This window comes from Burkholderia arboris (assembly GCF_902499125.1).
In the GTDB taxonomy this organism is placed as follows: Bacteria; Pseudomonadota; Gammaproteobacteria; order Burkholderiales; family Burkholderiaceae; genus Burkholderia; species Burkholderia arboris.
Genome location: NZ_CABVPX010000010.1, coordinates 1 through 23,119 on the forward strand (window position 1 = coordinate 1; position 23,119 = coordinate 23,119).

Annotated in this window: 24 protein-coding genes and 1 pseudogene; 10 read left to right on the forward strand and 15 right to left on the reverse strand. The window is 69.3% G+C overall.

Features of this window, described 5'->3' with window-relative positions; all coding sequences use genetic code 11:
• Both BLA15945_RS14090 and BLA15945_RS14095 read left to right on the forward strand, forming a co-directional pair.
• A pseudogene (locus BLA15945_RS14090) lies at window positions 1-226 on the forward strand (glycosyltransferase); the annotation flags it as partial.
• Window positions 227-241: 15 nt separating this feature from the next.
• Window positions 242-1,504 (forward strand): glycosyltransferase family 87 protein, encoded by a 1,263-nt coding sequence (locus BLA15945_RS14095; RefSeq protein ID WP_174992686.1) that lies wholly within the window; start codon window positions 242-244, stop codon window positions 1,502-1,504.
• Here the strand turns inward: BLA15945_RS14095 and BLA15945_RS14100 are convergent.
• The 13 genes from BLA15945_RS14100 to BLA15945_RS14160 all read right to left on the reverse strand — a co-directional run bounded on the left by BLA15945_RS14100 (window position 1,468) and on the right by BLA15945_RS14160 (window position 12,643).
• Window positions 1,468-2,508: a TadG family pilus assembly protein gene (locus BLA15945_RS14100; RefSeq protein ID WP_174992687.1), complete on the reverse strand. Its 1,041-nt coding sequence runs from the start codon at window positions 2,506-2,508 to the stop codon at window positions 1,468-1,470. The two genes, BLA15945_RS14095 and BLA15945_RS14100, sit on opposite strands and share 37 nt — an antisense overlap.
• Window positions 2,501-2,929, reverse strand: coding sequence for a TadE/TadG family type IV pilus assembly protein (locus BLA15945_RS14105; RefSeq protein WP_059237172.1), 429 nt, complete (start codon window positions 2,927-2,929; stop codon window positions 2,501-2,503). The genes BLA15945_RS14100 and BLA15945_RS14105 overlap by 8 nt, the downstream gene beginning before the upstream one ends.
• On the reverse strand, window positions 2,926-3,801 hold the full coding sequence (locus BLA15945_RS14110) for a tetratricopeptide repeat protein (RefSeq protein ID WP_174992688.1): 876 nt from the start codon (window positions 3,799-3,801) through the stop codon (window positions 2,926-2,928). The genes BLA15945_RS14105 and BLA15945_RS14110 overlap by 4 nt, the downstream gene beginning before the upstream one ends.
• Window positions 3,798-4,742, reverse strand: coding sequence for a type II secretion system F family protein (locus BLA15945_RS14115; protein ID WP_174992689.1), 945 nt, complete (start codon window positions 4,740-4,742; stop codon window positions 3,798-3,800). The genes BLA15945_RS14110 and BLA15945_RS14115 overlap by 4 nt, the downstream gene beginning before the upstream one ends.
• Window positions 4,739-5,716: a type II secretion system F family protein gene (locus BLA15945_RS14120; protein ID WP_174992690.1), complete on the reverse strand. Its 978-nt coding sequence runs from the start codon at window positions 5,714-5,716 to the stop codon at window positions 4,739-4,741. Before BLA15945_RS14120 ends, BLA15945_RS14115 begins: the two co-directional genes overlap by 4 nt.
• Window positions 5,713-7,137 carry a CpaF family protein gene (locus tag BLA15945_RS14125; RefSeq protein WP_174992691.1) on the reverse strand — a complete coding sequence of 475 codons (1,425 nt, stop codon included), beginning with the start codon at window positions 7,135-7,137 and terminating at the stop codon, window positions 5,713-5,715. The genes BLA15945_RS14120 and BLA15945_RS14125 overlap by 4 nt, the downstream gene beginning before the upstream one ends.
• On the reverse strand, window positions 7,134-8,357 hold the full coding sequence (locus tag BLA15945_RS14130; protein ID WP_174992692.1) for an AAA family ATPase: 1,224 nt from the start codon (window positions 8,355-8,357) through the stop codon (window positions 7,134-7,136). The genes BLA15945_RS14125 and BLA15945_RS14130 overlap by 4 nt, the downstream gene beginning before the upstream one ends.
• A 20-nt stretch (window positions 8,358-8,377) precedes the next feature.
• Window positions 8,378-8,758: a CpaD family pilus assembly lipoprotein gene (locus BLA15945_RS14135; RefSeq protein WP_059237177.1), complete on the reverse strand. Its 381-nt coding sequence runs from the start codon at window positions 8,756-8,758 to the stop codon at window positions 8,378-8,380.
• Window positions 8,759-8,773: 15 nt separating this feature from the next.
• The gene (locus BLA15945_RS14140) at window positions 8,774-10,156 is read right to left on the reverse strand and encodes a type II and III secretion system protein family protein (protein ID WP_174992693.1); all 1,383 of its coding nucleotides are present in this window, start codon (window positions 10,154-10,156) and stop codon (window positions 8,774-8,776) included.
• Between the two features lie 54 nt (window positions 10,157-10,210).
• On the reverse strand, window positions 10,211-11,230 hold the full coding sequence (gene cpaB, locus BLA15945_RS14145; RefSeq protein WP_174992694.1) for a Flp pilus assembly protein CpaB: 1,020 nt from the start codon (window positions 11,228-11,230) through the stop codon (window positions 10,211-10,213).
• A gap of 19 nt (window positions 11,231-11,249) precedes the next feature.
• A complete protein-coding gene (locus BLA15945_RS14150) occupies window positions 11,250-11,723 on the reverse strand; it encodes an A24 family peptidase (RefSeq protein WP_059237180.1) in 474 nt (157 codons plus the stop codon).
• 88 nt (window positions 11,724-11,811) lie between these two features.
• The gene (locus BLA15945_RS14155) at window positions 11,812-11,994 is read right to left on the reverse strand and encodes a Flp family type IVb pilin (RefSeq protein WP_041493341.1); all 183 of its coding nucleotides are present in this window, start codon (window positions 11,992-11,994) and stop codon (window positions 11,812-11,814) included.
• Window positions 11,995-12,307: 313 nt separating this feature from the next.
• Window positions 12,308-12,643, reverse strand: coding sequence for a hypothetical protein (locus tag BLA15945_RS14160; RefSeq protein WP_155627206.1), 336 nt, complete (start codon window positions 12,641-12,643; stop codon window positions 12,308-12,310).
• A 216-nt stretch (window positions 12,644-12,859) separates the two neighbouring features.
• Here BLA15945_RS14160 and BLA15945_RS14165 point away from each other — a divergent pair, with 216 nt between their 5' ends.
• From BLA15945_RS14165 to BLA15945_RS14190, 6 genes are all read left to right on the forward strand, one after another.
• Window positions 12,860-13,927 carry an ABC transporter substrate-binding protein gene (locus BLA15945_RS14165; protein ID WP_174992695.1) on the forward strand — a complete coding sequence of 356 codons (1,068 nt, stop codon included), beginning with the start codon at window positions 12,860-12,862 and terminating at the stop codon, window positions 13,925-13,927.
• Window positions 13,928-13,942: 15 nt separating this feature from the next.
• Window positions 13,943-14,785, forward strand: a complete 843-nt coding sequence (locus BLA15945_RS14170) for an ABC transporter permease (protein WP_174992696.1) — start codon at window positions 13,943-13,945, stop codon at window positions 14,783-14,785.
• 35 nt (window positions 14,786-14,820) lie between these two features.
• Window positions 14,821-15,636: an ABC transporter permease gene (locus BLA15945_RS14175; protein ID WP_174992697.1), complete on the forward strand. Its 816-nt coding sequence runs from the start codon at window positions 14,821-14,823 to the stop codon at window positions 15,634-15,636.
• A gap of 40 nt (window positions 15,637-15,676) precedes the next feature.
• Window positions 15,677-16,522 (forward strand): ABC transporter ATP-binding protein, encoded by an 846-nt coding sequence (locus BLA15945_RS14180; protein WP_174992698.1) that lies wholly within the window; start codon window positions 15,677-15,679, stop codon window positions 16,520-16,522.
• A gap of 147 nt (window positions 16,523-16,669) precedes the next feature.
• A complete protein-coding gene (locus BLA15945_RS14185) occupies window positions 16,670-17,623 on the forward strand; it encodes a TauD/TfdA dioxygenase family protein (RefSeq protein WP_059237185.1) in 954 nt (317 codons plus the stop codon).
• 150 nt (window positions 17,624-17,773) lie between these two features.
• On the forward strand, window positions 17,774-18,721 hold the full coding sequence (locus tag BLA15945_RS14190) for a TauD/TfdA dioxygenase family protein (RefSeq protein WP_174992699.1): 948 nt from the start codon (window positions 17,774-17,776) through the stop codon (window positions 18,719-18,721).
• Between the two features lie 45 nt (window positions 18,722-18,766).
• Here BLA15945_RS14190 and BLA15945_RS14195 read toward each other — a convergent pair whose 3' ends face one another.
• Window positions 18,767-20,428, reverse strand: coding sequence for an ABC transporter substrate-binding protein (locus tag BLA15945_RS14195; protein ID WP_174992700.1), 1,662 nt, complete (start codon window positions 20,426-20,428; stop codon window positions 18,767-18,769).
• A gap of 299 nt (window positions 20,429-20,727) precedes the next feature.
• On the opposite strand from BLA15945_RS14195, the gene BLA15945_RS14200 reads away from it, so the two are divergent.
• Both BLA15945_RS14200 and BLA15945_RS14205 read left to right on the forward strand, forming a co-directional pair.
• A complete protein-coding gene (locus BLA15945_RS14200; RefSeq protein WP_059237188.1) occupies window positions 20,728-21,135 on the forward strand; it encodes a DUF427 domain-containing protein in 408 nt (135 codons plus the stop codon).
• Between the two features lie 174 nt (window positions 21,136-21,309).
• The gene (locus BLA15945_RS14205; protein WP_174992701.1) at window positions 21,310-22,302 is read left to right on the forward strand and encodes a sulfonate ABC transporter substrate-binding protein; all 993 of its coding nucleotides are present in this window, start codon (window positions 21,310-21,312) and stop codon (window positions 22,300-22,302) included.
• Window positions 22,303-22,306: 4 nt separating this feature from the next.
• On the opposite strand, the gene BLA15945_RS14210 is transcribed toward BLA15945_RS14205, so the two are convergent.
• Window positions 22,307-22,891, reverse strand: coding sequence for a putative glycolipid-binding domain-containing protein (locus BLA15945_RS14210; protein WP_059237190.1), 585 nt, complete (start codon window positions 22,889-22,891; stop codon window positions 22,307-22,309).
• Window positions 22,892-23,119 lie beyond the last annotated feature (228 nt).

Below are 23,119 nucleotides of genomic sequence, written 5' to 3' on the forward strand. Positions count from 1 at the left end.
CGGCATCGGCGTCATCGGCGAATACCTCGGCCGCATCTATCACGAATCGAAGCAGCGCCCGGTCTATCTCGTGCGGCAGCGCTTCCACGCGCAGCGTGACGCAGCCGCGCATCCGGCGTCGACGCTGCTGCAGTTCCCGCTCAAGCGCCCGCACGCGGCCCGCCGCCGGACGCCACTACCCGCGGCGGTGGCCGGCCACGGCGCGCGGAAAGCCTCCGCCAAGTAACCGCGCATGCGACGCATGGATCTCCCCCGGCAATCGGCGCGATCGGCGGCCCCTCCCCTGCGCGCCTGGCTGACACCCCGGCGCGTCGTTGCATACAGCGCCGTCGCGCTCGCGTGCTACGCGCTACTCCTCGCACTCTGGATATCCGTCATACGTCACGCGCCCGCCACCGCCCTGTCACGTCCGGGCGCCGGCTACGCGGTGTTCTGGACGGCGTCGTACGTGATGCTGCACGGCTCGCCGTGGCAAGCGTACGACTTGCCAACCTTCGCGCGGCTGGCGGCCGAACTGTTCCCGCAGTTCCGCCACGAAAACTTCGTCGCGTGGCTGTACCCGCCCACCAACCTGCTGCTCGTGACGCCGCTGGCGCTGCTGCCCCATGCGATCGGCTATCCGCTGTTCGTCGCGTTCGGTGTCGTCGTATTCGGTTTCGCCGCATTACGCGTATCGGGCCTCGGCGCGCTCCCCGGCGCGGCACGTGCCGGCGGGATCGCGCTGGTCGCCGCTCCGTGCGTGTTCGTCACCGCGATGTTCGGGCAGAACGCGTTCCTGACCGCGTCGTGCGCGGCGCTGGCCGTCCGCTGGGCGGACCGCCGGCCGATGTGGGCCGGCCTCTGCATCGGCCTGCTGTCGGCCAAGCCGCAGATGGCGCTGCTGTTCCCGTTCGTGCTGGTCGCGACGCGCGCATGGCGCACGATCGCGTGGGCCGCGCTCGCCACCACCGCGTTCGCCGCGTTGAGCGTACTGATCTGCGGTGTCGAGTCGCTACACCTGTTCGTCGCCGGTACGGCGCTCGCGCGGTCGCTCCTCCTCGAGCAAGGCGTCGTGTTCTGGCTCGCGTCGCCTGCGCCATTCGCCGCCTTCCGTCTCGCGGGCCTGCCGCCTGGCATCGCGTATGCCGCGCAGGCGTGCGTCGCGGCGCTGGCGATCGCCGTCGCCTGCGTCGTATGGACGCGCTCGCGCGACGTCCGCCTGCGCGCGGCGGTGCTGGCGGTCGCGACCCTCGCGGCGAACCCGTACGTGTGGCACTACGAGCTCGCCTGGCTCGGCATCGCGATCGCGTGCATGCTGGCGGCCAGCTGGCAGGACGGCTGGCGGCGCGGCGAGCAGACCGCGATCGCGCTCATGTGGCTGCTGCCGGCCGTCGAATACCTGAACCCGTGGCTGCAATGGCCGCAGGTCGGCCCGGCCGTCACGCTGTTCACGCTGCTCGTGCTGCTGCGCCGCGCCGGCCCGGGCGCTCAAAACGCGAGGCGCGGCGGCACGTATACGCCGTAGTACGGCCCCACGCCGGTCGCGACGCCCGTCATCTTCACGCCGGCGACGAAATGGCCCTGGATGTACTTGGACGAGCCGCCGAGCGACACGTCGATATGGAACGGCGCGAATGCGACGATCGGCACGGTGGTGCTGGTCGCGGTCTGCGTGACGACCGGCACCACCACCGTCGTGCCGACCGGCACCGACGCGTAGAGCGCCGTCTTCGAGCCGGTCGCGAGATTGATGCTGTCGCCGATGTTGAGCGTCGTCGGATTGCCGGTCGCCATCAGCCCCGCAATCGTCGACGTGTCGGTCGCGGTCGACTGGAACGACGTCCACTGCCCGCCCATGCACAGCAGGCCATAGATCTGACCGTTCGTGATCGAGAATTCAAACGGCTGGCCCGTCAGCGGATTGATCAGCGGCTGGTTGGTCGCCGCGTTCCAGTACAGGTTGTACACGCACTGGTCGATCGCGACCGGAAACAGCCCGCCTGCCCCGATCCCGCCCGGCGCCGCCAGCACCGCCACCGCGGTCGCGCTGTCGGATGCGCCGGGAATCCCCAGCAGCCCGGCGAGCAGCAGCGGAATCGAGCCGCCGTTCACGCCGGGCGCGCGCGACACGGTGACCTGCACCGCCGGCACGTCGTACGTGCCGGGCGTGATGGTCGTCGGCTGCATCGACGCGGGGCTGCGCGTGACGTTCCAGTATCCGGTGGTCACCGTGCCGGTCGACAGCGCCGCACCGGCCGCCGAGTTCAGCGCGATCACACCGTTCGCCGCCGGCGCGGCCTGCGACCAGTTCACCGCACCGCCGCTCGGCGACATCATCGCATCGGCCCCGGCGAGCGCGGCCGCATCGGCCGCGTTCTGCAGCTGGTTGTTCACCGTGACCACCCACGCGATATCGATCGCCAGCGCGCCGAACGACAGCAGCGGAATCAGGAACAGCAGGAAGAACAGCGCGACCGAACCGCGCTGCCGCACGGGGCCGACCGGTTGCGTGGCGGTCACGTCATTCATAGAGCATCACCGACGTCGCCGAGACCGTCACGGGGCCGGTCAGCGCGCTGAACGCGGACCCCAGCACGAGCCCCGAGTACGTGTAGGTCACGGTCACCGTCAGCGCGGTGCCCGACGTCGTGCCGTTCGCCTGCGTCACGGTCACCGCCGGTGTCGTCGCCGTGCCGCCGGTGATCAGGCTGTTCTGCATGGCGGTCTGTGCGATGCCGGCGATCTGCGTCGTGGTCAGCATCGGCACCCGCAACATGACGCCGGCGCGCGCCGCCTCGCGGCTCGCGTTCGTGATGACGGCCTTGTCGCACAGGATCAGGCTCGTGTCGATGATGCCGATCAGCACCATCAGCAGGAACGGCAGCATCAGCACGAACTCGAGGGACACGACGCCGCGCGCGCGGCGCGCGCCCGTCGCCCCGCGTGTCATTTTGCAGCCCCCGCACCCGGCGGTGCGACGCCCGGTTCCAGCGCCGCGCCGGACAGTGGCGGCGGGCTGCCGGCCCCTCCGGCAACCCCTGCGCCCCCGCGCGACGCAAGCCGCGCGCGCACCGCCTGGTAAAAGCGCAGGTTGTCGGCCACCGCCGATGGGGGCAAATCCGCGGACAGCAGCTTCTTCGCCGAATCGGTGTTGCCGAGCACGCCGTACGCGAACGCGAGGTTCTGGCGCGCCTGCCACGGCGCGGACGGCAGCCCGGCGACGTCGAGCAGCACGTTCACGCCCTCGCGCGGCCGGTTGCTCAGCACGAGCGACAGCCCAAGGTCGACGCGCAACCCCTGCGCGTCCGGATGCGCACGCAGTGCCTCGCGATACACGGCCTGCGCATCCGCATGACGCCCCTGCAGGTCGAGTACGGTACCGAGCCCTTCCGCCGCGAGCGGATGATCCGGCTGCGCGGCCAGCAGGTCGCGATAGCGCTGCGCGGCTTCGTCGAGACGGCGCTGCCGCAACGCGACGCGCGCGAGCCCGAGCCGCGGGCCGAGCTCCGCGGGCGCCTGTCGCTGCGCTTCGTCGTAGAGGATCCGCGCGCGCTCCAGATCGCCCGCGCGGTAGTTGACGTCGCCGAGCCCGAGGCGCGCCGCGAGCGAATCGGGATGCTTCGCAAGCACCTTCTCGTACAGCGTCGACGCGAGATCGACGTTGCCGCCCGCGAGCGCGCTGTCCGCGATGCGCAGCTCGGCCTGCGGGTCGTCGCTCCGGTGCGACAGCACCGGCCGCGTCTGGATGCCCGGCGTGCCGCAGCCGGCCAGTACCGGCAGTACGGCCGCGAGCGCGAACGCGCGTACGACGGATCGTGTCATCTGAATACCTCGAGCAGGCGAATCGCCGCCGGGCCCGCCGCGATCAGGCAAACCGTCGGCAGGATGAACAGCATCATCGGCAGCGTGATCTTCGGCGCCAGCTTCGCGGCCCGCTCCTCGAGCGCGACGATCTGCTCGGTGCGCTCGGTGCGCGACAGCGTGCGCAGCGCCTGCGTGATCGGCGTGCCGAACCGCTGCGATTGCGTCAGCGTGGTCGCGAGCGAGCGCGCCGACGTGAAATCGACGCGCGTCGCGAAATGCGCGAGCGTCGCGGATACGTCGCCACTCAGCGTCAGCTCGTCCGCGCATACGGTCAGCTCGTCGGCGAGCGGCGGGCAGATGCGCGACAGCTCGTGCGCGACGCGCCGGATGCCCGACGCGAGGCTGTTGCCGGCCATCGTGCAGATCACGAGCAGGTCGAGCGCGTCCGGAAAGCACGCGGCGATGATCCGCCGCCGCCGCCGGATCATCGCGCCGAGCACGTATTCAGGCACGATCACGCCGATCACGAACGCGGCGATCATCGCCAGCGCACGGATCACGAAGTATTCGCCGAAGCGCGGAATGAGCGGGCTGAACACGATCGCGCCGCACGCGAACAGCACGCCGCAGCTCAGCTTGATCCCGATCATCGACGACACCGCACGGCGCTCGCGAAAGCCCGCGCGCGTCAGCTGCAGGCCGAGCTTGACGCGCTGCATCGGGTCGAGCACCGGCAGCCGTTCGCCCAGTTGCGCGAGCCGGCGCGTCAGGTCAAGGCGGACCCCGCCCGGCTGCAGCCACCCCGCCACCGGTGCAGGCGGGTGCTGCCCGGCAGCCTGCCGCACGCGCGCGGCGATCCGCTGGCGGGTACCGCCGCCGGGCGTGGCGAGCGCCACCGCGACACAGGCGAGCAGCAACAGCAACTCGAGGCCGCGGGCGGCCAGTATCGACATCGTCATCGCGCGGTATCCAGTCTCGAGATCTTGCGGATCACCAGCAGGCCGACCGTCAGCAACCCGGCCGCGATCGTCAGCATCGTGTGCCCCGCGGGCGTCCTGAACAGCAGCATCACGTAATCGCGGTTCACCAGGAACAGCGCGCCGATCATCACGAACGGCACCGCCGAAATGATGTTCGTCGTGATGCGCCCTTCGGCGGTCAGCGCACGGGTCTTCAGGCGGATGTCGCGGCGCGTGCGGATGATGCTCGACAGCTCGTCGAGCGTTTCGCCGAGACTGCCGCCGGTTTCGCGCTGCAGCAGCAAGTAGACGGTGAAGAACGAGAAGTCGGCGATCGTCAGCCGGTCCGCCGCCTGTGTCAGCACGTCCTTGAGATCCGCGCCGACGCGCAGGCTGTCGCCCATCGACCGGAACGTCGCACGCACCGGTTCGGCCGCACTGTCTCCGACCATGCCGATCGCCTGCGTGACCGGAATGCCCGCGCGCACCGCCCGCACGATCACGTCGATCGCGTCCGGGAACGCTTCGAGAAAACGGATCCGGAAGCGCTCCACCAGCGCACGGTAGCTGGCGCGCATCGCGACCAGCGGCAATCCGGCGTAGATCAGCGGGCGCAGGAAGCCCGGCGGCCCGATCAGCTTCACCGCGACGATCGCCGCGATCGCGCCGGCGATCGTGCTCGTGACGACGATCTTCACGCCGCCCTTGCCGCCTACCGCGCGCACGCGCGTCACGCGGCGCTGCAGCCAGGCGCGCAGGCGACCTTGACGGCGCTCGAGGTTGAACAGCGCGACGCCGGGCGCGGCGGACCCGTGCCCGTCGCGCCCGGCGAGCAACGGCGACAGCCGGCGCATCCGCGCGCGGATGCGCTGGGCCGGCGTGTGGCTCGCGCGGTCGAACAGCGACGACAGCACGAGCCCGATCGCGAGGATCATCACGAACGCGCCGGCCGCGAACAGGTCGGCGGCCCTCATTGCCGGAATACCTCGGCGAGCGCATCCTCGACACCGTAATACGCGGCACGCGCCGCGAATCCCGGCCGCAACGGCGACGCCTCGAATACGCCCTTCACCGCATCGCGCGTCGTGTCGCCTTCCTGACGGAACGCGAACAGGTCCTGCGTGATGACGACCTCGCCTTCCATCCCGACGATCTCGGTGATCCGCGTCACGCGCCGCACGCCATCGCGCATCCGCTCGATCTGCACGAACAGGTGCACGGCGCTCGCGATCTGGCGCCGGATCGACAGCAACTGCAGGTTCGCGTTCGCCATCATGACCATGCTTTCGAGCCGGCTGATCGCATCGCGCGGCGAATTCGCGTGAATCGTCGTCATCGAGCCGTCGTGACCCGTGTTCATCGCCTGCAGCACGTCGAACGCCTCGGGGCCGCGAATCTCGCCGAGGATGATGCGGTCGGGCCGCATGCGCAGCGCGTTGCGCACGAGATCGCGCTGCGAGATCCCGCCGAGCCCCTCGGTATTCTCCGGCCGCGTCTCGAGGCTGACGACGTGCGGCTGCAGCAGTTGCAGCTCGGCCGCATCCTCGATCGTCACGATCCGTTCGTGCTGCTCGATGTGCTGCGACAGCCCATTGAGCAGCGTCGTCTTGCCCGAGCCGGTGCCGCCCGAGATCACGATGTTCAGCCGGCACGCGCACGCGACCTTCAGCACCTGCAGCATCGGATGCGATATGTTGCCCTGCTGCGCCATCCGCGCGAGCGTGATGTCGCGCTTCGCGAACTTGCGGATCGAGATCGACGGGCCGCGCATCGCGACCGGCGGCAGCACGACGTTCACGCGGCTGCCGTCGGCGAGTCGCGCGTCGACCATCGGGCTGCTCTCGTCGACGCGCCGCCCCACCGCCGCCGCGATCCGCTGCGCGACGCTCGCCACGTGCGCGTCGTCGCGAAACTTCAGCGCCGTGAGTTCGAGCCGGCCCGCTCGCTCGACATAAACCTGGTCGGGCCCGTTGACGAGGATGTCGGTGACCGTATCGTCGGCGAGCAGCGGCTCGATCGGCCCGACGCCGAACATGTCGTTCAGGATCGCATCGACGATCAGCACCTGCTCGCCGGCCGTGATCTTCAGGCGCTCGCGCTCGACCGTGTGCGCGGCCACCTGCTCGATGCCCGCGCGCACCTCGTCGCGCGTCTTCATCAGCGCCGCCGACATGTTCATCGACGCGAACACCGCACTGCGGATCGCATCGAACTTGCTCGACCGGATCAGCGCCTCGTGGGTATCGGCTGCCACCGGCGCGCGGGCCGGCGCCGACGCGGGCACCGGCACAGGCGCTGGCACGTCCACCGGGGCCGGCACGGGCTCGCGCGCCACGGCGGACGTGGCGGCCGGCTCGGGGTCCGCCGGCGGCCGGTTGCGGGTACCGAACGTCACGATCCCTTCCTCCACCTGGCGAACCGCGCATACCACGGCTCGGCGACGACCATCGGCTCGCCGGTGATGCCGTTCGCGAGCTGCCGGATCTGGTCGACGAAGCCATACCGCTTCGCACCTTCGATCGGCTCGCCGAGGTTCTCGGCGACGGCGAGCGTCTGCGGCTCGTGCGGCAGTTCGTGCAGCTTCGCGCCGCCGAACGCCTCTTCGAAATCGACCGGCTCGACGCGGCCCGCGACCGGCGCGAGCGGATTGTTCAGTACCATCGACAGCAGCCGCTCGCCGGGCAGCTCCCGCACGAAACGCACGAGCCGCGCGGCCTCGTATGCGGCGTGCACCGAGCGGTCGACCACGACATGGACGAGATCGGACGCGACGAGCGCGTCCTCGAGCAGCTTGCCGGCGCTGCTTCCCACGTCAAACAGCACGTAGTGGAAACGGTCCTTCAGCATGTCGACCAGGCGCGCGACGGCCTCGTCGCCCAACGGCGCGTCGGCGCCGTACGCCAGTTCGGCGGACAGGACGTGCAACCGGTCGCCCTTCGTCACGAACATGCGCTCGAACAACGCGTCGTCAGGGCGCTGCCCCATGTTCAGCAATTCGATCAGCCCGTTGTTGCTAGACAGCCCGAGCATCGAATTCGCGCCGCCGCCATGCAGGTTCAGGTCGACGTAGGCCACGCGTCGGCGCTTCTCGCCCGCCAGGAAGCGCGCGAGGCTCACCGTGATCGTGGTCGCGCCGACGCCGCCGCGGGCGCCGACGAAGCTGACGACCTTGCCGGTGCGCGCCTGGACGACCGATTCCGTCGCCGTCAGCGCGCGCCGCATCAACTCGACGGTCAGCGGCTTGACGATGTAGTCCTGCACGCCGATGCCGAGCAGGTTGCGAAACAGCCCGACGTCGTTCTGCGTACCGATCGCGATGACCCGCACCGACGGGTCGCACACGTCGGCGAGACGCATCAGGTCCGACACCGGCAGCACCGAATCCGACACGTCGATGATGAGTTGGCGCGGCGAACGCTCGTACTGCTGCAGCAGCCGGATCGCATCGTCGCAGGTGCCCAGCTGCAGTTGGGTGCGCGTGATCGACAGCTCCTGCGTGACGCGACGTATCACGTCGTGGCTGCCCGAATCGGATACGACCGCGACGAGATCGGCCGCGCCCGCGGACGTGGCGCGCCTGGCGTTCTGACGGTCGAGGAGGTTCATGGGCGGCATCGTGATGGCATCCGGTCCGGTCAATGGCTGGGCGAGACGGTCGTCTGCGTTTTGCCCGGCGTCGGCACCTTCACGCGATCCTCGACGTAGCGGCGCACCGCGTCGGCCGCGGTCTGCGCGTCCGCGCCGCCGTACGGCACGGGTGCGACGAGATCCTCCGGCCGCGCGAGCATCGCCGCGAGGTTCGCGTAGGTCGCGCAGCCGAACGGCACGCCGGGCCGCGCGTACCCCGCGTCGACGAGATGCGATGGCTGCATCAGCTTCGCGCAGTCGGGCGGCACCGCGTGCGTGCCGTCGAAGCCGATCGCACGCGCATCGGGCAGGTTGACCGGCGGCGGCGCCGACAGGCAGCCCGCGAGCACCAGCGGTAGCAGTGCGGCAACGGTCGATCGGGTTCGCATGCGCGCTCCTCCTGTTCAGTACACGAAGCCCGCGGCGCCGACGAGGCGTGGCGTGTCGCCCGACAGCAGGTCGAGCCCCAGGTTGCGCTGCACCGCGAACTCCAGGTCGCTGCTCGGCCGCGCGACGGTGTCGATCGCCTGCTCGAGCTGGCCGGGCCCGGCCGGCTGCACGATGTACGGCGTGACGATGACGACCACTTCGGTCTTGTTGTCCTGAAAGTTCTTCGACGAAAACAGGCGGCCGATGATCGGCAGCCGGCCGAGCCCCGGAATCTGCGATACGGTGTCGGCCGTCTGGCTCTGCAGCAACCCGCCGATCGCGAAGCTCTGCCCGCTCGACAGCTCGACCGTCGTCTCGACGCGCCGTACCGTGAGCCCCGGCACCTTGACGCCGCCGGTCGTCACGCTGTTGCTCGCATCGATCTCGCTCACTTCCGGCCGCACCTTCAGGCTGATCCGGTTGTCGGCGAGCACGGTCGGCGTGAAATCGAGCGACACGCCGAACGGCTTGAACTCGACCGTGATCGCACCGGTCGACGAACCGGCCTGCGCAACCGGAATCGGAATCTCGCCGCCCGCGAGGAAGCTCGCGGTTTCGCCGGACATCGCGGTCAGGTTCGGTTCGGCGAGCATCGTGATCAGGCCCTCCTGGTCGAGTGCGTCGAGCACCACGTCGATCGACCAGCGCCCCGCGCGAAATCCGCCGAGCACCGAGAACGCGCCCGCCGGCGACAGGTTGAACAGGCTCGTCGTCGGATCGAACAGCGTGCGTCCGTTGAACAGCCCGCCGACGAAGTTGCCGGCGCTGCCGAGCGAGCTCCAGTTGATGCCGAGCTGCTGCGTGATGTTGCGGCTCACCTCGGTCACCCGAACGCGCAGGTTCACCTGGATCGGGCGCGACAGCGTGAGCCGGTTGACGATCTTTTCCTTGTCGTGCAGGTACGGCGTGAGCGACTGCATCACGGCGTCCGCATCGGCCGCGCCCGGCACCTTGCCCGACACCATCAGCGAGCCCGGTGCGCCGGACACCGCCAGCTTCAGCTGCGGAAAGCGGCTGTCGAGCACGCCCTGCAGCGACGCCGTGTCGACCTGCACGATCACCGTCTTGCGCAGGATCGGGCGATGGTTCGCGCCGAGCGCGATCAGCGTCGTCGTGCCCGCCTTCTTGCCGAACACGAACACGGTGCGCGGCGACGGAACCTGGATGTCCGCGATGGCCGGATCGGCGACGAACATCGCGGCCGCGGGCTCGGGCAGCGACAGCAGCTCCCCTTTGCCGGTCGCGATCGACAGCGCCTCGCCCGCGGCCGGCGCCCGCGCGACCTGCGCGGACGCGCCCCCGGACGCCAGGACGCAGGCCAGGCCCAGGAAAGCGATCGAACGAACCATGCGCACCATGCGTGTTCCCGTCAAATGCCGGCCGCCGGGCGGGCGGCCCGAATCGTCAAGCCGTCATTGCGCCGCCGCTGCCGGCGGCGGTGCGGCGGCCTCCGCCGCAACGTTGGCGCCGCCTGGTGTCGCGGGCATCGCCGGCCAGGACGGCAGCCCGGACGGCAGCGGCGGCAGGCCCGGCGTGCCGGCCCCGCCGCCACGCGCTCCGTCGTCGACCGACGAGCCGCGATAGATCACGACCGCGTTGCTTCGCCACGCCGGCCGCGCGCCCGTATCCGGCCCGGTGGACGGCTCGCGTGCGGCCTCGCGGGCCGCGCGCGACACGTCACCTGCCCACACGGGCTGCGTATCGGGCTCCTGCTCGGCGCCGCCTGCCGGTTGCCGCCGGTCGCTCGTCGCGAAACTGCGCAGCGCGAGCGACAGCGAGCCGAGGCGAGTCGCCACCAGCACGACCTGCGCGGTGCGCGGCGCGACCTCGAGCGTGACCGTGCGTGCGCGAGCCGTCGCGTCCGGCGCGCTCGCGGGCGGCTTCGCACGCTGGAATTCGGAACCGACCGCGAGCACGCGCGCGCGCCGCACCACCGTCTCCGCTTCGAACGTGCCTGGCGACGTCGCCGAGCCGCCGATCGGCTGCGTCAGCAATACGTCGACGAAGTCGCCCGGCTGGATCAGCCCCGCGTTGCCCGACACGTCGTCGACCGGCACCGAGATCGCGCGCATGCCGGGTTGCAGCGCGGCCGCGAGAAAATCCGGCGCGCCGGCCGGAATCACGTTCTCGACGCGAATCGGTGTGCCCGCGCCAACATGGTTGCGCAGCAGCGCGCCTTTCAGGTCCGCGCCCGGCTGCGACTCGACGAACGCGCCAGCGGGCACCTGCGCGCGCGGCATGCGCTTCCATGCCAGATCGTTGTCGCGCAGCAGCAACCCTTCCGGCAGATCGGCGGCGGCGACCCGCACGCGCGCCTGATCCGTTTCCGCGGGCACCGACGGCGTCGACGCGGCGACGTACAGTTCGCGCAGAATGAACGCACCGATGCCGGCGGCAACGACGAGCACGGCCATTCTCAACGGTTTGGGCATGGCGGCGTGCGTCCCCCGGCTAGGTAAGCGAAACCGTATGTGGAAACGACGCCCAGACGGCCAGCGTGCCGCCGAGCGCGAGCGCAACGCCGTACGGCACGCCGCGCGCGGCGAGCGCGCGGACCGGCGCGTCGCGGCGCGGCCGCGACGCCAGCAACGCGAGGCCGCACAGGAGTCCGCCCGCGCCGACACTCGTCAGCACCGGAAACACCAGTGCCGGGCCCGCCCACAGGAATACCGCCGCCGCCAGCTTGACGTCGCCTCCGCCGATCCAGCCCGCGTGGCGCATGCCGCCGAACAGCAGCAGCACCGCCGCGCCGGTCGCGACATGCCCGGCCAGTGGCGCGAACCCGTCACGCGCGAGCGCCGCCGCGACGAAATAGAGCGCCGCGAACGCCAGCACCGCGCGATTGGACAGGCGCCGGTCGCGCAGATCCTGCGCGGCGAGCGAGGCCAGCAAGACCGTGGCCACCGACTGCACGAGCGTGAGCATGGGAGAGCCGTCCGTCGATACGCCCCGGCCGGATACGTTCTACCGCTGCGGATCCCGGTGTGCGTCGGCGGCGCGCGGGTTCAGGGGATCAGATCAGGCTCGTCACCTTGTTGATCAGCGTGGTGAACACGCTCGGCAAGCCGCCGCTGGTGCTGCTGAGGATCACGCCGACCGCCGCCAGCGCGACCACGACGATACCGGCCAGCACGGCATATTCGAGCGAGCTGACGCCGCGCTCGTCACGCAGCAGGGACTTGACGTATTGCAGCATGGCAACCTCCGTGTAACGGGTCGGTGACCGACCGTTGAACGAAAAGACGCGCTGTTGCTCCGGCGGTTGCGCAGGACCTTCGCCCATTGCGATGCATGCGCGCAACCCTGGCACGAGGTCGCGCGCATCCCCCCGGAATCCTCCCGATCACTGCAAGCGCGACGTGCAACGACGACGTCGATCGTTGCGTGCCTGCGCCCTTGGCGCGGTCTGTTCCACACGAAGCAACCGCGCCGATTCGTCTAGGGTATAGACAATTTTTCAGGCGAATTCAAATAATTTGGCGTCGGAATGCATTTATGGATTTCCCCCTTCAACGGTGAAAGCCGTGCCGCTCATTTACCGTCATTTTTTCTCGCGGCACTTCGAATGATTCGCGTACCGAAACAGGCAAGGCGTCTGTTGAGGCGCATGATTTACCGATCGGCAACCGAACCGTTTCCATTCGCTTTATCGGCATGCGGAACCGATCCAGATACACCTGTCTCACCGCGACGGTCCTGCCGATCCGGCAAAAACGACGTGCTCGCATCACGTCTTCCCGATTACCCTTCCCCGTCTTTCCGCCCCGATTAGGCAAGCGATTTCCACGCTGATTCACGCTCGCCGGCATCGCGATTTTCCATTCGGCAATTGCCGGATTCAGCATCCTGCTTCAATCGATATGATTGGAATCCTGAATTGATTTCCAATGCATGTGAGTGCGGCGCTCGTCCGCACATGGCGGAACGCCATGCACGGCAGTCCGCAAAGCGCCGATAAGCATAGTTCAAATCGTTGCTTGTCCGCCCCCGGCACGTCATCGAGAATGACCCGACGGGCTCAGGCCCGGCCTCGTCCCCCAACGTCCCGGATCCAACGATTCATGCTTCCACTGCACCTGCTGCGATCGCTGCTGATCGCGTCCCTCGTTGCGTTGCCGGCCGCTGCCGCGCACGCCGGTCAACCCGCCACCATCCGCATCGGCGTCGCCCAGCAAGGCGCCGGCGATCCGCCGACCTTCGGCGGATCGAGCGCCGCCACCGTGCAGTTGCAGCAACTGGTCGAAAAGGAATTCGCCGCCGACGGCATCAAGGTGCAGTGGCTGTTCTTCAAGGGCGCAGGGCCCGCCGTCAACGAGGCGATCGCCAACAAGGCGCTCGACTTCGCGTACCAGGGCGACCTGCCGGCCGTGCTCGCCCGCTCGAACGGGATCAGGACGCGCCTGCTGCTCGCCGCGAGCGTGCGCTCGGGCGTCAAGATCGCGGTGCCGCCCGATTCGACGATCCGTTCGATCAACGAGCTGAAAGATCGCCGCGTATCGATTTTCCGCGGCACCAACCTGCAGCTCGTCGCCGATAACGCGCTCGCGAAGAACGGCCTCGGCGAACGCGACCTGCGCGTGATCAATCTCGACTCCGCCAGCTCGCTCGCCGCGCTCGCGTCGAAAGGCATCGACGCATCGGTGGGCGACTATCAGCTGTACAAGCTGCGCGATGCAGGGCTCGCGAAGATCATCTACGAATCGCAGAACGACGGCCCGCAACTGACGCGCCAGACTCACCTGCTCGTGCTCGACGATTTCGAGCGCGCGCACCCGGACATCGTGCAGCGCGTCGTCACCGCGTTCGTGAAGGGCGCGCAATGGTCGTCCGACGAGGCGAACCGCGATGCGCTGTTCAAGCTGTGGGCGAAGAGCGGCGTGCCGTATGCGTCGTGGCAAGCCGACTATGCGAACCAGCGCCTGAAGGACCGCCTGTCCCCGCTGATCGACCCGTTCCTCGTCGCGCGCTACAAGGCCGTCGCACAGGATGCGCTGAACCTGAAGCTGATCCGTCAGCCGGTCGACGTCGATGGCTGGTTCCAGCCGAAGTATCTCGACAATGCGTTGCGCACGCTGAAGCTCGACCACTACTGGCAGCGATACGACGCAGCCGGCAAGCCCCTCTCCTGATCCGGACCCGCCCCGATGAGCGACACCGCGTTTCCCGTCCCGTCGTCCGAGCCGCACGCGCTCGCCGCGCAGCCGCGCCGCGCGGCAGGCGTGCGGCGGCTCGCGTGGCAACTCGCGCCGTGGGCGCTGCCCGCGCTGCTGTTCGCACTGTGGACCGTCGGCAGCGCACGCGGCTGGATCGCGCCGCAAATCCTCCCGCCGCCCGAGCGCGTGGTCGAATCGCTGAACGATCTCGCGACGAGCGGCGACCTCGCACGCCACACGCTGATCAGCCTGCAGCGCGTGCTCGTCGGCTTCGCGGCCGGCACGCTGCTCGGCTTTTCGATCGGCGTCGCACTCGGCCTGTCGCGCACGCTCGAAGCCTACCTGCTGCCGAGCTTCAATGCGCTCGTGCAGATTCCGGTGCTCGGCTGGCTGCCGTTCCTGCTGCTGCTCGTCGGCGTCGGCGAACCGCTCAAGTACCTGCTGATCGCGCATGCGGCACTCGTCCCCGTCACGCTCAGCACGTTGCAAGGGTTTCGCCAGACGCCGCCCGCCCTCGACGAAGTCGCGCGCGTGTTCGGCTACACGCGCCGGCAACGCATCGTCCACGTCGTACTGCCGGCCGCGATTCCGACGCTCGCGACCGGTGTACGGCTCGCCTTCACGAAGTCGTGGCTCGCGCTGGTCGTGGTCGAGCTCGTCGCCTCGTCCGAAGGGCTCGGCTACCTGATCGTGTACGGGCGGCAGCTGTTCCAGCTCGATCTCGTGATGGCGGCCGTGGTCGTGGTCGGCGCGGTCGGCCTGCTGATCAACCGGGCGCTCGACGCGCTCGAAGCGCGCCTGCGCCGCGGCGTGCCTTCCGCGTTTCGCGGCTGAACCGGCCTGCCCGCCCAATCGAAGGAGACTCACCCGTGCCACATTCCGCCACGCGGGACGAAACGCCGGACACTACGGCCGCCCGCCGCCTGCATGCGCCCGACTGGCGCGGCTTCGTGCTGCCGCTCGTCGCGTTCGCGCTCTGGTGGGCCGCCGCTTCCGCACACCTCGTGAAAAGCGGGCTGCTCGTCGGCCCCGCCGACGTGCTGCACACCGGATGGGCGCAGGCCACGAGCGGCGCGCTCGGCCGCGCGCTATCCGCGTCGCTCGCACGCGAAGCGTGCGGCTTCGCGATCGGCGCGACGGGCGGGTTGCTGCTCGGCGCCGCGCTCGGGCTGTCGCGCGTCGCCGCGCGGACGGTCGGCCCGAGCTTCGACACGTTCAAGCAGATCTCGCTGTTCGCGTGGATTCCGCTGATTTCCGTATGGTTCGGCCTCGGCGACGCCGCCAAGGTCGTGTTCCTGTCGCTCGCCGCGCTGCTGCCCGTCGCCGCGCACACCTGCGACGGCATTCACGCGGTGCCGCGCGCGTACGTCGACGTGGCCCGCGCGCTGCGCTACTCGCGGCTCCAGCTCGTCCGCTACGTGATCCTGCCGGCCGCGTTGCCGTCGATCTTCACCGGGCTGTATCTCGGCCTGATCTATTCGTGGCTCGCGACGCTCGGCGCCGAATACCTGCTCGTCGCGGGCAGCGGGATCGGCAACACGTTGATCGACGGCAGCGAGCAGTTCCGGATGGATCTCGTGCTGTTCGGGATCATCGTCGTCGGCGTGACCGGCTGGGCACTGAATGCGATCGCGCGGGCGATCGAGCGCACGGTGCTGGCCCGGCGCGGCGACCTGTCGCGCTGATCGCCCTTTCCTTTCCTGCCGCTCCTCTCTTCGCACCGCCATGACGACCCTCGCCTCCGATTCGCTCGACATCCTCCATGTGAGCAAGCACTACGCACAACGCGGCGCAGCGCTCGCCGTGCTCGACGACGTATCGCTGCACGTGCGCGCCGGCGAATTCGTCACGATCGTCGGCGCCAGCGGCTGCGGCAAGTCGACGCTGCTGCGGCTGGTCGCCGGGCTCGACACCGACTACACGGGCGAAATCCGCGCCGGCGACGAGCGCGTGCGCGACACATCGCTGCAACGCGGCATCGTATTCCAGGATCATCGGCTGTTCCCGTGGCTGACCGTCGAGCAGAACATCGGCGCCGCGCTGCGCAACGCGCCGCTGGATGCCGCCGCGAAACGGCGCGCGATCGCGGATCACATCGCGCTCGTCGGGCTGAACGGCTTCGAGCACGCCTTTCCGAACCAGTTGTCGGGCGGGATGGCGCAACGCGTCGCCATCGCGCGCGGCCTCGTGAACCGCCCGCGCGTGCTGCTGCTCGACGAACCGTTCGGCGCGCTCGACGCGCAGACGCGTACTCGGATGCAGAACGAACTGCTGCGCATCTGGGAACAGGAGCGCATCACGATGATGCTCGTCACGCACGATGTCGACGAAGCCGTCTATCTCGGCGACCGCGTCGTCACGATGGCGCCGCGCCCGGGCCGCATCGAGCGTATCGTCGACGTCGCGCTGCCGCGGCCGCGCCGGCGCGATTCGCCTGAATTCGCGCGATTGCGCAACACGGTGCTCGCCGATTTCGACGACAGCGAACCGCCGCGCGACGACGGCACGGGCGGCAAGCGCATCGACACGCCGCGCCCGCACCGGATCGGAGAATGGCGGCTCGCCTGGTAGGCGCGCGATGGGCCGCGTCGTTCAGCACCACGACACATATCGTTCATCGCAGCGCGCACGCTAAGGTTGTGAAGATTCATCGGTTCCGGTTCCGCACGGTCCCTGCTTGAATGGAGATTCGACCGACCCGACTCCAGGAGACTCCCGATGTCCGAAGTCCAGCACGCCGCTCACCCGTCTTCGCATGCTTCGCACGCCGCGCCGCGTGCGGCCGCCGTCCCGCTTCAGCTTCGCCAGGTCGCCGGCCGGATCGGCGCCGAGATCGCCGGCGTGCGTCTGTCGGCCGCGCTCGACGACGCGACGTTCGACGCGATCCAGGCCGCACTGCTGCGCCACAAGGTGCTGTTCTTCCGTGGCCAGCAGCATCTCGACGACACCGCGCAGGAAGCCTTCGCACGCCGCTTCGGCAAGACGGTCGCGCACCCGACCGTGCCGTCCGTCGACGGCAGCGCGCACCTGCTCGAACTCGATTCCGCGCACGGCGCCCGCGCCAATTCGTGGCACACCGACGTGACCTTCGTCGATGCGTACCCGAAGATCTCGATCCTGCGCGCGGTCGTGATTCCGCCGTTCGGCGGCGATACCGTCTGGGCCAACACGGCCGCCGCGTACACGCACCTTCCCGACCCGCTGCGTGCGCTCGCCGACACGCTGTGGGCGCTGCACACCAACGCATACGACTACGCGTCGACGCACGTGCATGCCGACGACACGCAACTGAAGCGCTATCGCGAAGTGTTCACGTCGACCGTCTACGAAACCGAGCACCCGGTCGTGCGCGTGCATCCTGAAACCGGCGAGCGCACGCTCGTGCTCGGACACTTCGTGCAGCGGCTCAAGGGGTTGTCGTCGCAGGATTCCGCACACCTGCTGCAGGTGTTCCACGAGCATGTGACGCGCCTCGAGAACACCGTGCGCTGGAACTGGCAGGAAGGCGACGTCGCGATCTGGGACAACCGCGCGACGCAGCACTACGCGATCAACGACTACGGCGATGCGCGCCGCGTCGTGCGCCGCGCGACCGTGCACGGCGACGTGCCGGTCGGCATCGACGGCCGCCAGAGCGTCGTGCTGAAGGGCCCGGGCGCGACGCTGCAGTAACGCCCACCGATCGCGGCGGCGCCCGTTGCCGCGCGCCGCCGCGCGATTCCCTGCAGGACACCCGACCATGAACCTTCCGCCCCCGGCCCAACGCTTGCACGCGCAACGATGTCGGCCATCCATCCCGCCCACTTCCGCCAGGAGCGTCGCATGAGCGCCCTACTCGAACCCGCCGCCCAGCCGGTCGACGTGATCCCGCTGTCCGCCCATATCGGCGCGGAAATCCGCGGTGTCGACCTCACGCAACCGTTGACCACGCCGCAGATCGCGGCGATCCGCGCCGCGCTGCTGACATGGCGTGTCATCTTCTTCCGCGAGCAATTCCTCACGCACGAGCAGCATGTCGCGTTCTCCGCGCAGTTCGGCGAACCGACGGTCGGCCACCCGGTGTTCGGGCACGTCGACGGTCACCCTGCCGTCTATTCGATCGCGAAACATCGCAAGGCGACGCGCTTCGAAGGCGAACCGGTGCGCCGGCCGTGGACGGGCTGGCACACCGACGTGACGGCAGCCGTCAATCCGCCGTGGGCGTCGATCCTGCGCGGCGTAACGATCCCGCCCTACGGCGGCGACACGCACTGGACCAACCTCGTGCGCGCCTACGAAACGCTGTCCGCGCCGCTGCGCGGCTTCGTCGACGGCTTGCGCGGCATTCACCGCTTCACGCCGCCGGCCGGTGCGCGCGCCACCGGCGCGTTCGACGAGGCCGTCGAACGCCGCCCGCTCGTGACCGAGCATCCACTCGTGCGCGTGCATCCGGAGACCGGCGAACGTGCGCTGTATGTGAGCCCGAGCTTCCTGAAGTCGATCGTCGGGCTCACGCCGCGCGAAAGCCAGGCGTTGCTCGAACTGCTGTGGGAACACGTGACGCGGCCGGAATTCACGATCCGCTTCAAGTGGGAACCGCGCAGCATCGCGTTCTGGGACAACCGGGCGACCGCGCATCTCGCGCCCGTCGACATCTTCGATCTCGACTTCGACCGCCAGCTGTACCGCACGACGCTGACCGGCGACGTGCCGGTCGGCCCCGACGGCCGGCCGTCGGTCGCGCTCGAAGGCTCGCCGGTCGAAACGGCGGCGGCCGTCGCGCTCAACTGATCGCCATCGGCACCGGCGCGCCCGGGCGCGCCGGCCCCTTCTCCGTCAATCGAGCCACACGCCGTCGAACCGGTGCCCGCCGAGCGGCGAGAACGTCAGCCCGTGGACCCGCTTGGAGATCGGCAGCGACACGATCGACGTCGCGATCGGCGTGAACGGCACCTGGTCCTTGAACACCACCTGCGCCTGCTCGTACAGCGACGTGCGTTTCGCGACATCCGCGTTCGAGCGCGCCGCGCCGACGAGTCGTTCGAAATCCTGATTGCACCACTTCGCGAGGTTGCTGCCGTGCACCGCGTCGCAGCCGAGCAGCGTGCCGAGCCAGTTGTCGGGGTCGCCGTTGTCGCCCGACCAGCCGTACAGGATCGCGTCGTGCTGGCCGTCGTGCTTCGCGCGGCGGTTGTATTCGCCCCATTCGTAGCTGACGATCTTCGCGCGCACGCCGATCTTCGCCCAGTCCTGCTGGATCAGTTGCGCCATCAGCTGCGCATTCGGGTTGTACGGGCGCTGAACCGGCATCGCCCACAGCGTCAGGTCGAAACCGTTCGGGAAGCCGGCCTGCGCGAGCAGCGCCTTCGCGGCGGCCGGGTCGCGCGGCGCATCCTTCAGGCGCGGGTTGTACGACCATTGCGCGGGCGGCATCGGGTTCGTCGCGATCTTCGCGTCGCCGTTGAACACGGTCTTCACGATCGCCGCCTTGTCGATCGCGATGTCGAGCGCGCGCCGCACGTCGACGCGATCGAGCGGCGCATGCTGCGTGTTGTACGCAACGAAGCCGACGTTGAACCCCATTCCCGAGAACAGCGACAGTTTCGGGTCGCGCCGCACCGTCTCGAGATCGGCCGGGCGCGGGAACACCGACACCTGGCATTCGCCGGCCACCAGCTTCTGCAGCCGCGCCGCCGGATCGGGCGTGATCGCGAACACGAGGCGCGCGAGCTTCACGTCGTCCGGTTTCCAGTAGTCGGGGTTCGCTTCGTAGCGGATCAACGCATCCTTCTGGTACGTACGCAACAGGAACGGCCCCGTGCCGACCGGGAACTGGTTGATGTCGGACTCGCGATGGTGCGCGGCAAGCTGCGCCGCATATTCGGCCGACAGCACCGATGCGAACGCCATCGCAAGATTGCGTACGAACACGACGTCGGGCGTCTTCAGCACGAAGCGCACCGTGTAGTCGTCAACCTTCTCGATGCGCTCGACGTTGCGGTCGAAACCGAGATCGCTGAAGTACGGAAAGACGACCGGGTAGGCCTTGCGAAACGGATCGTCGGGATCGAGCATGCGGCGGAACGTGAACACGACGTCGTCGGCCTGGAACGGCCGCGTCGGCTTGAACCATGCGGTCGTCTGGAATTTCACGCCGCGCCGCAGGTGGAACGTGATCGTTCGCTGGTCGGGCGACACGTCCCAGCTCGTCGCCAGCGACGGTTCGAGATCGAGCGTGCCGCGCTTGAACTGCACGAGCCCGTTGTAGATCGTGTACGTGCTCGCGTCGAAATCGGTGCTCGTCGTGTGCTGGCCGGGATCGAAGCCGGCCGGGCTGCCTTCGGTGCAGTACACGAGCGTCTTGCCCGCGGGCGCGGCGAACGCGTGAGTCGCTGCGCCCGCGAGCAGCAACGACGCGGCGATGCAGCGGAGCGCGACCGCGGCATGCGATACGCCGCGCACCCGGCACGCGGCTGACGAAACGAAAGGATTCTTCATGATGGCAGAGGGAAGGAAAGGCTGTCATGCGAATGACGACGGCCGATCTTCGCGCGCCTCGCGCCGATCGCTTACCAATTAATTCGGCGTTGCTTATCGACACGGCTGCATCCCGCTGCCCGTGCGCGGGAACGTCCACGCAAGCGCCGGACGACGGCCCGGTGGCCGTTCGCGCCACGGCCTTCCGGCCCCCTGCAGATTCTCCGGAATGGGTGCATCGTATCGGCTGGCAAACAACGGCACCGGCACGCCGGGATCCACCCGGCACGGCTGCGCCGCCGATTCCTGGAGAACCCACGATGTCGAACAGCCCCGATACGTCCGCTCGCCCCGTGAAGTCGCCGGGCCCCGACCATCCGATCACGGTCGAGCCGCATCCGTCACGCGTGGTGGTCAAGGTGGCCGGCAAGGTCGTCGCCGATACGCGCCGCGCGCTGGCACTGCGCGAAGCCAGCTATCCGGCCGTGCTCTACCTGCCGCGCGAAGACGCCGACATGGCGCTGCTGCAACGCACCGACCATGCGACCTACTGCCCGTACAAGGGCGATTGCGCGTACTACTCGATTCCCGCCGGCGGCGCACGTGCGGTCAACGCGGTATGGACCTACGAGCATCCGTATCCGGCCGTCGAGGCGATTCGCGGACACCTCGCGTTCTATCCCGATCGCGTCGACTCGATCGAGGAAAGCGCCGCCGGCGCGGATTGAGCAGCGCTGATTTGCATATACGCATTCGTTGGTTGGCCGCCGGGCGGCGCCGCCGTATCGTCCTGAATCCGGCGCGGGCCGGCCCGTTGCGTGCCTCGCCCGCATCCGGCCCGGTCCTGCGCCGGCCGCGCCGCCTTCGTGCGCGGCCCGAGAACCCGCTCGCAGGACGCTCCGATGAACGACACACCGCACGCAGACGTTGAAACGACCCCGGCGAACCCGCGCCGCCGCCAGTGGCTGCACGGCGCGGCCGCCGGGCTGGCCGGGCTCGCGCTCGGGCCGCTCGCGGCCCTGCCCGCCCGGGCCGACGACGGCGGCACGCGGCTGCGCATCGGCTTCCAGAAATACGGCAACTTCGTGGTGCTCAAGGCACGCGGCACGCTCGAGAAGCGTCTCGCGAGCCAGGGTGTCACCGTGCAATGGCTCGAATTCCCGGCCGGCCCGCAACTGCTCGAAGGGCTGAACGCCGGCGCGATCGACGTCGGCACGGTCGGCGAAACGCCGCCGATCTTCGCGCAGGCAGCCGGCGTCGATTTCGTCTACATCGGCAACGAGCCGCCCGCGCCGCAGGGCGAGGCGATCGTCGTGCTGCCCGATTCGCCGATCCGCACCCTCGCGCAACTGCGCGGCAAGAAGGTCGCGTTCAACAAGGGCTCGAATGTCCACTACCTGCTGGTGAAGGCACTCGAGCATGCGGGCCTCACGTATGCCGACATCCAGCCGATCTACCTGACGCCCGCCGACGCGCGCGCCGCATTCGTGCAGCGCAGCGTCGATGCGTGGGTGATCTGGGATCCGTACCTGGCCGCCGCCGAGCGGCAGCTCGGCGCGCGCGTGGTCGCAAACGGCGACGGGCTCGTGCGCAACACGCAGTACTACCTCGCGGCGCGCAAGTACGCGGCCGCACATCCCCAGGTGTTGCGCGCCCTGCTCGATGAAGTCGACGCGGTCGATCGCTGGGCGCGCGATCACGTTCCCGAGGTCGCCGCGCAACTGTCGCCGCTCGTCGGCCTCGACGCGCCGACGCTCGAAGTCGCGCTCAAGCGCGCCGGCTACGGCGTGCAGCCCGTCACCGATGCGACGGTCGCGTATCAGCAGAACATCGCCGACGCGTTCAGTGCGCTGAAGCTGATTCCGGGCAAGTTGGCGGTGGCCAGCGCGCGCTGATGCGTCACGACGCAGGCGTCGCGCCGATGCGCCGCCATTCGTCGTAATCGGTGACGAGGCCCGCGTCGTCGATCCCGAGATCCGCCGCATACGTGCCGCTCTCGTAGCGATACATGCGGGGCGCCGTATGCGTATAGCGCTGTTCGCCGCGCACGAGGTCGAAATCCGGAAAACGCAGCCACGCGGTGCGAATCGCGGCCGATTCGCCGACGGCGAGCGCCAGCCGCCGGATCGGCAGCGTATTGGTCGACGGGCTGAAGCCGAGATCGATGTCGGTTGCGCCCGCGAGCGCCGGTGCATCGACGCCGCCGATCGTCCATTGCCCGGCCTCGCAGGCGATATCCATCTGCCGTGGCGGCGCCGTGCCGCTCCACCGTGTCACGCGCGCCGCGCGCGTGAGCCAGTCGATGCCGCACGCGATCGCGTAGTCGATGCGAAACGGCGTGCCGTCGATCGCGCCCGACACCGAACCCGACAGGTCGATGCCCGCTGGCGATTCGACGAGCCGGCACCATTCGGCGGCCTGCCACGTCTGCACGATCTGCCATGCGACGCAGTGCGTGCGTGTGGCTTCGTTCCGTTGCGTCATCTCGTGGGCTCCTGTCGGTCGCGCGGAAGGAAGCCGATTTTCGCTCACGATGCCGACGAACGCACGCGGCTTCGGCGACGGGCGCCGCTTCGCGGCCGCCCGCCCCCGCGCGGGCACCGGTCGCGCGGCGGCCGATAGTGAGTATCGGTCCGGCACACACCGTCGCGCCGCCGCTGCTTTGGTACCATCGGTCGATCGGCAAAAATCGAACCGGACGACACAAGGCGC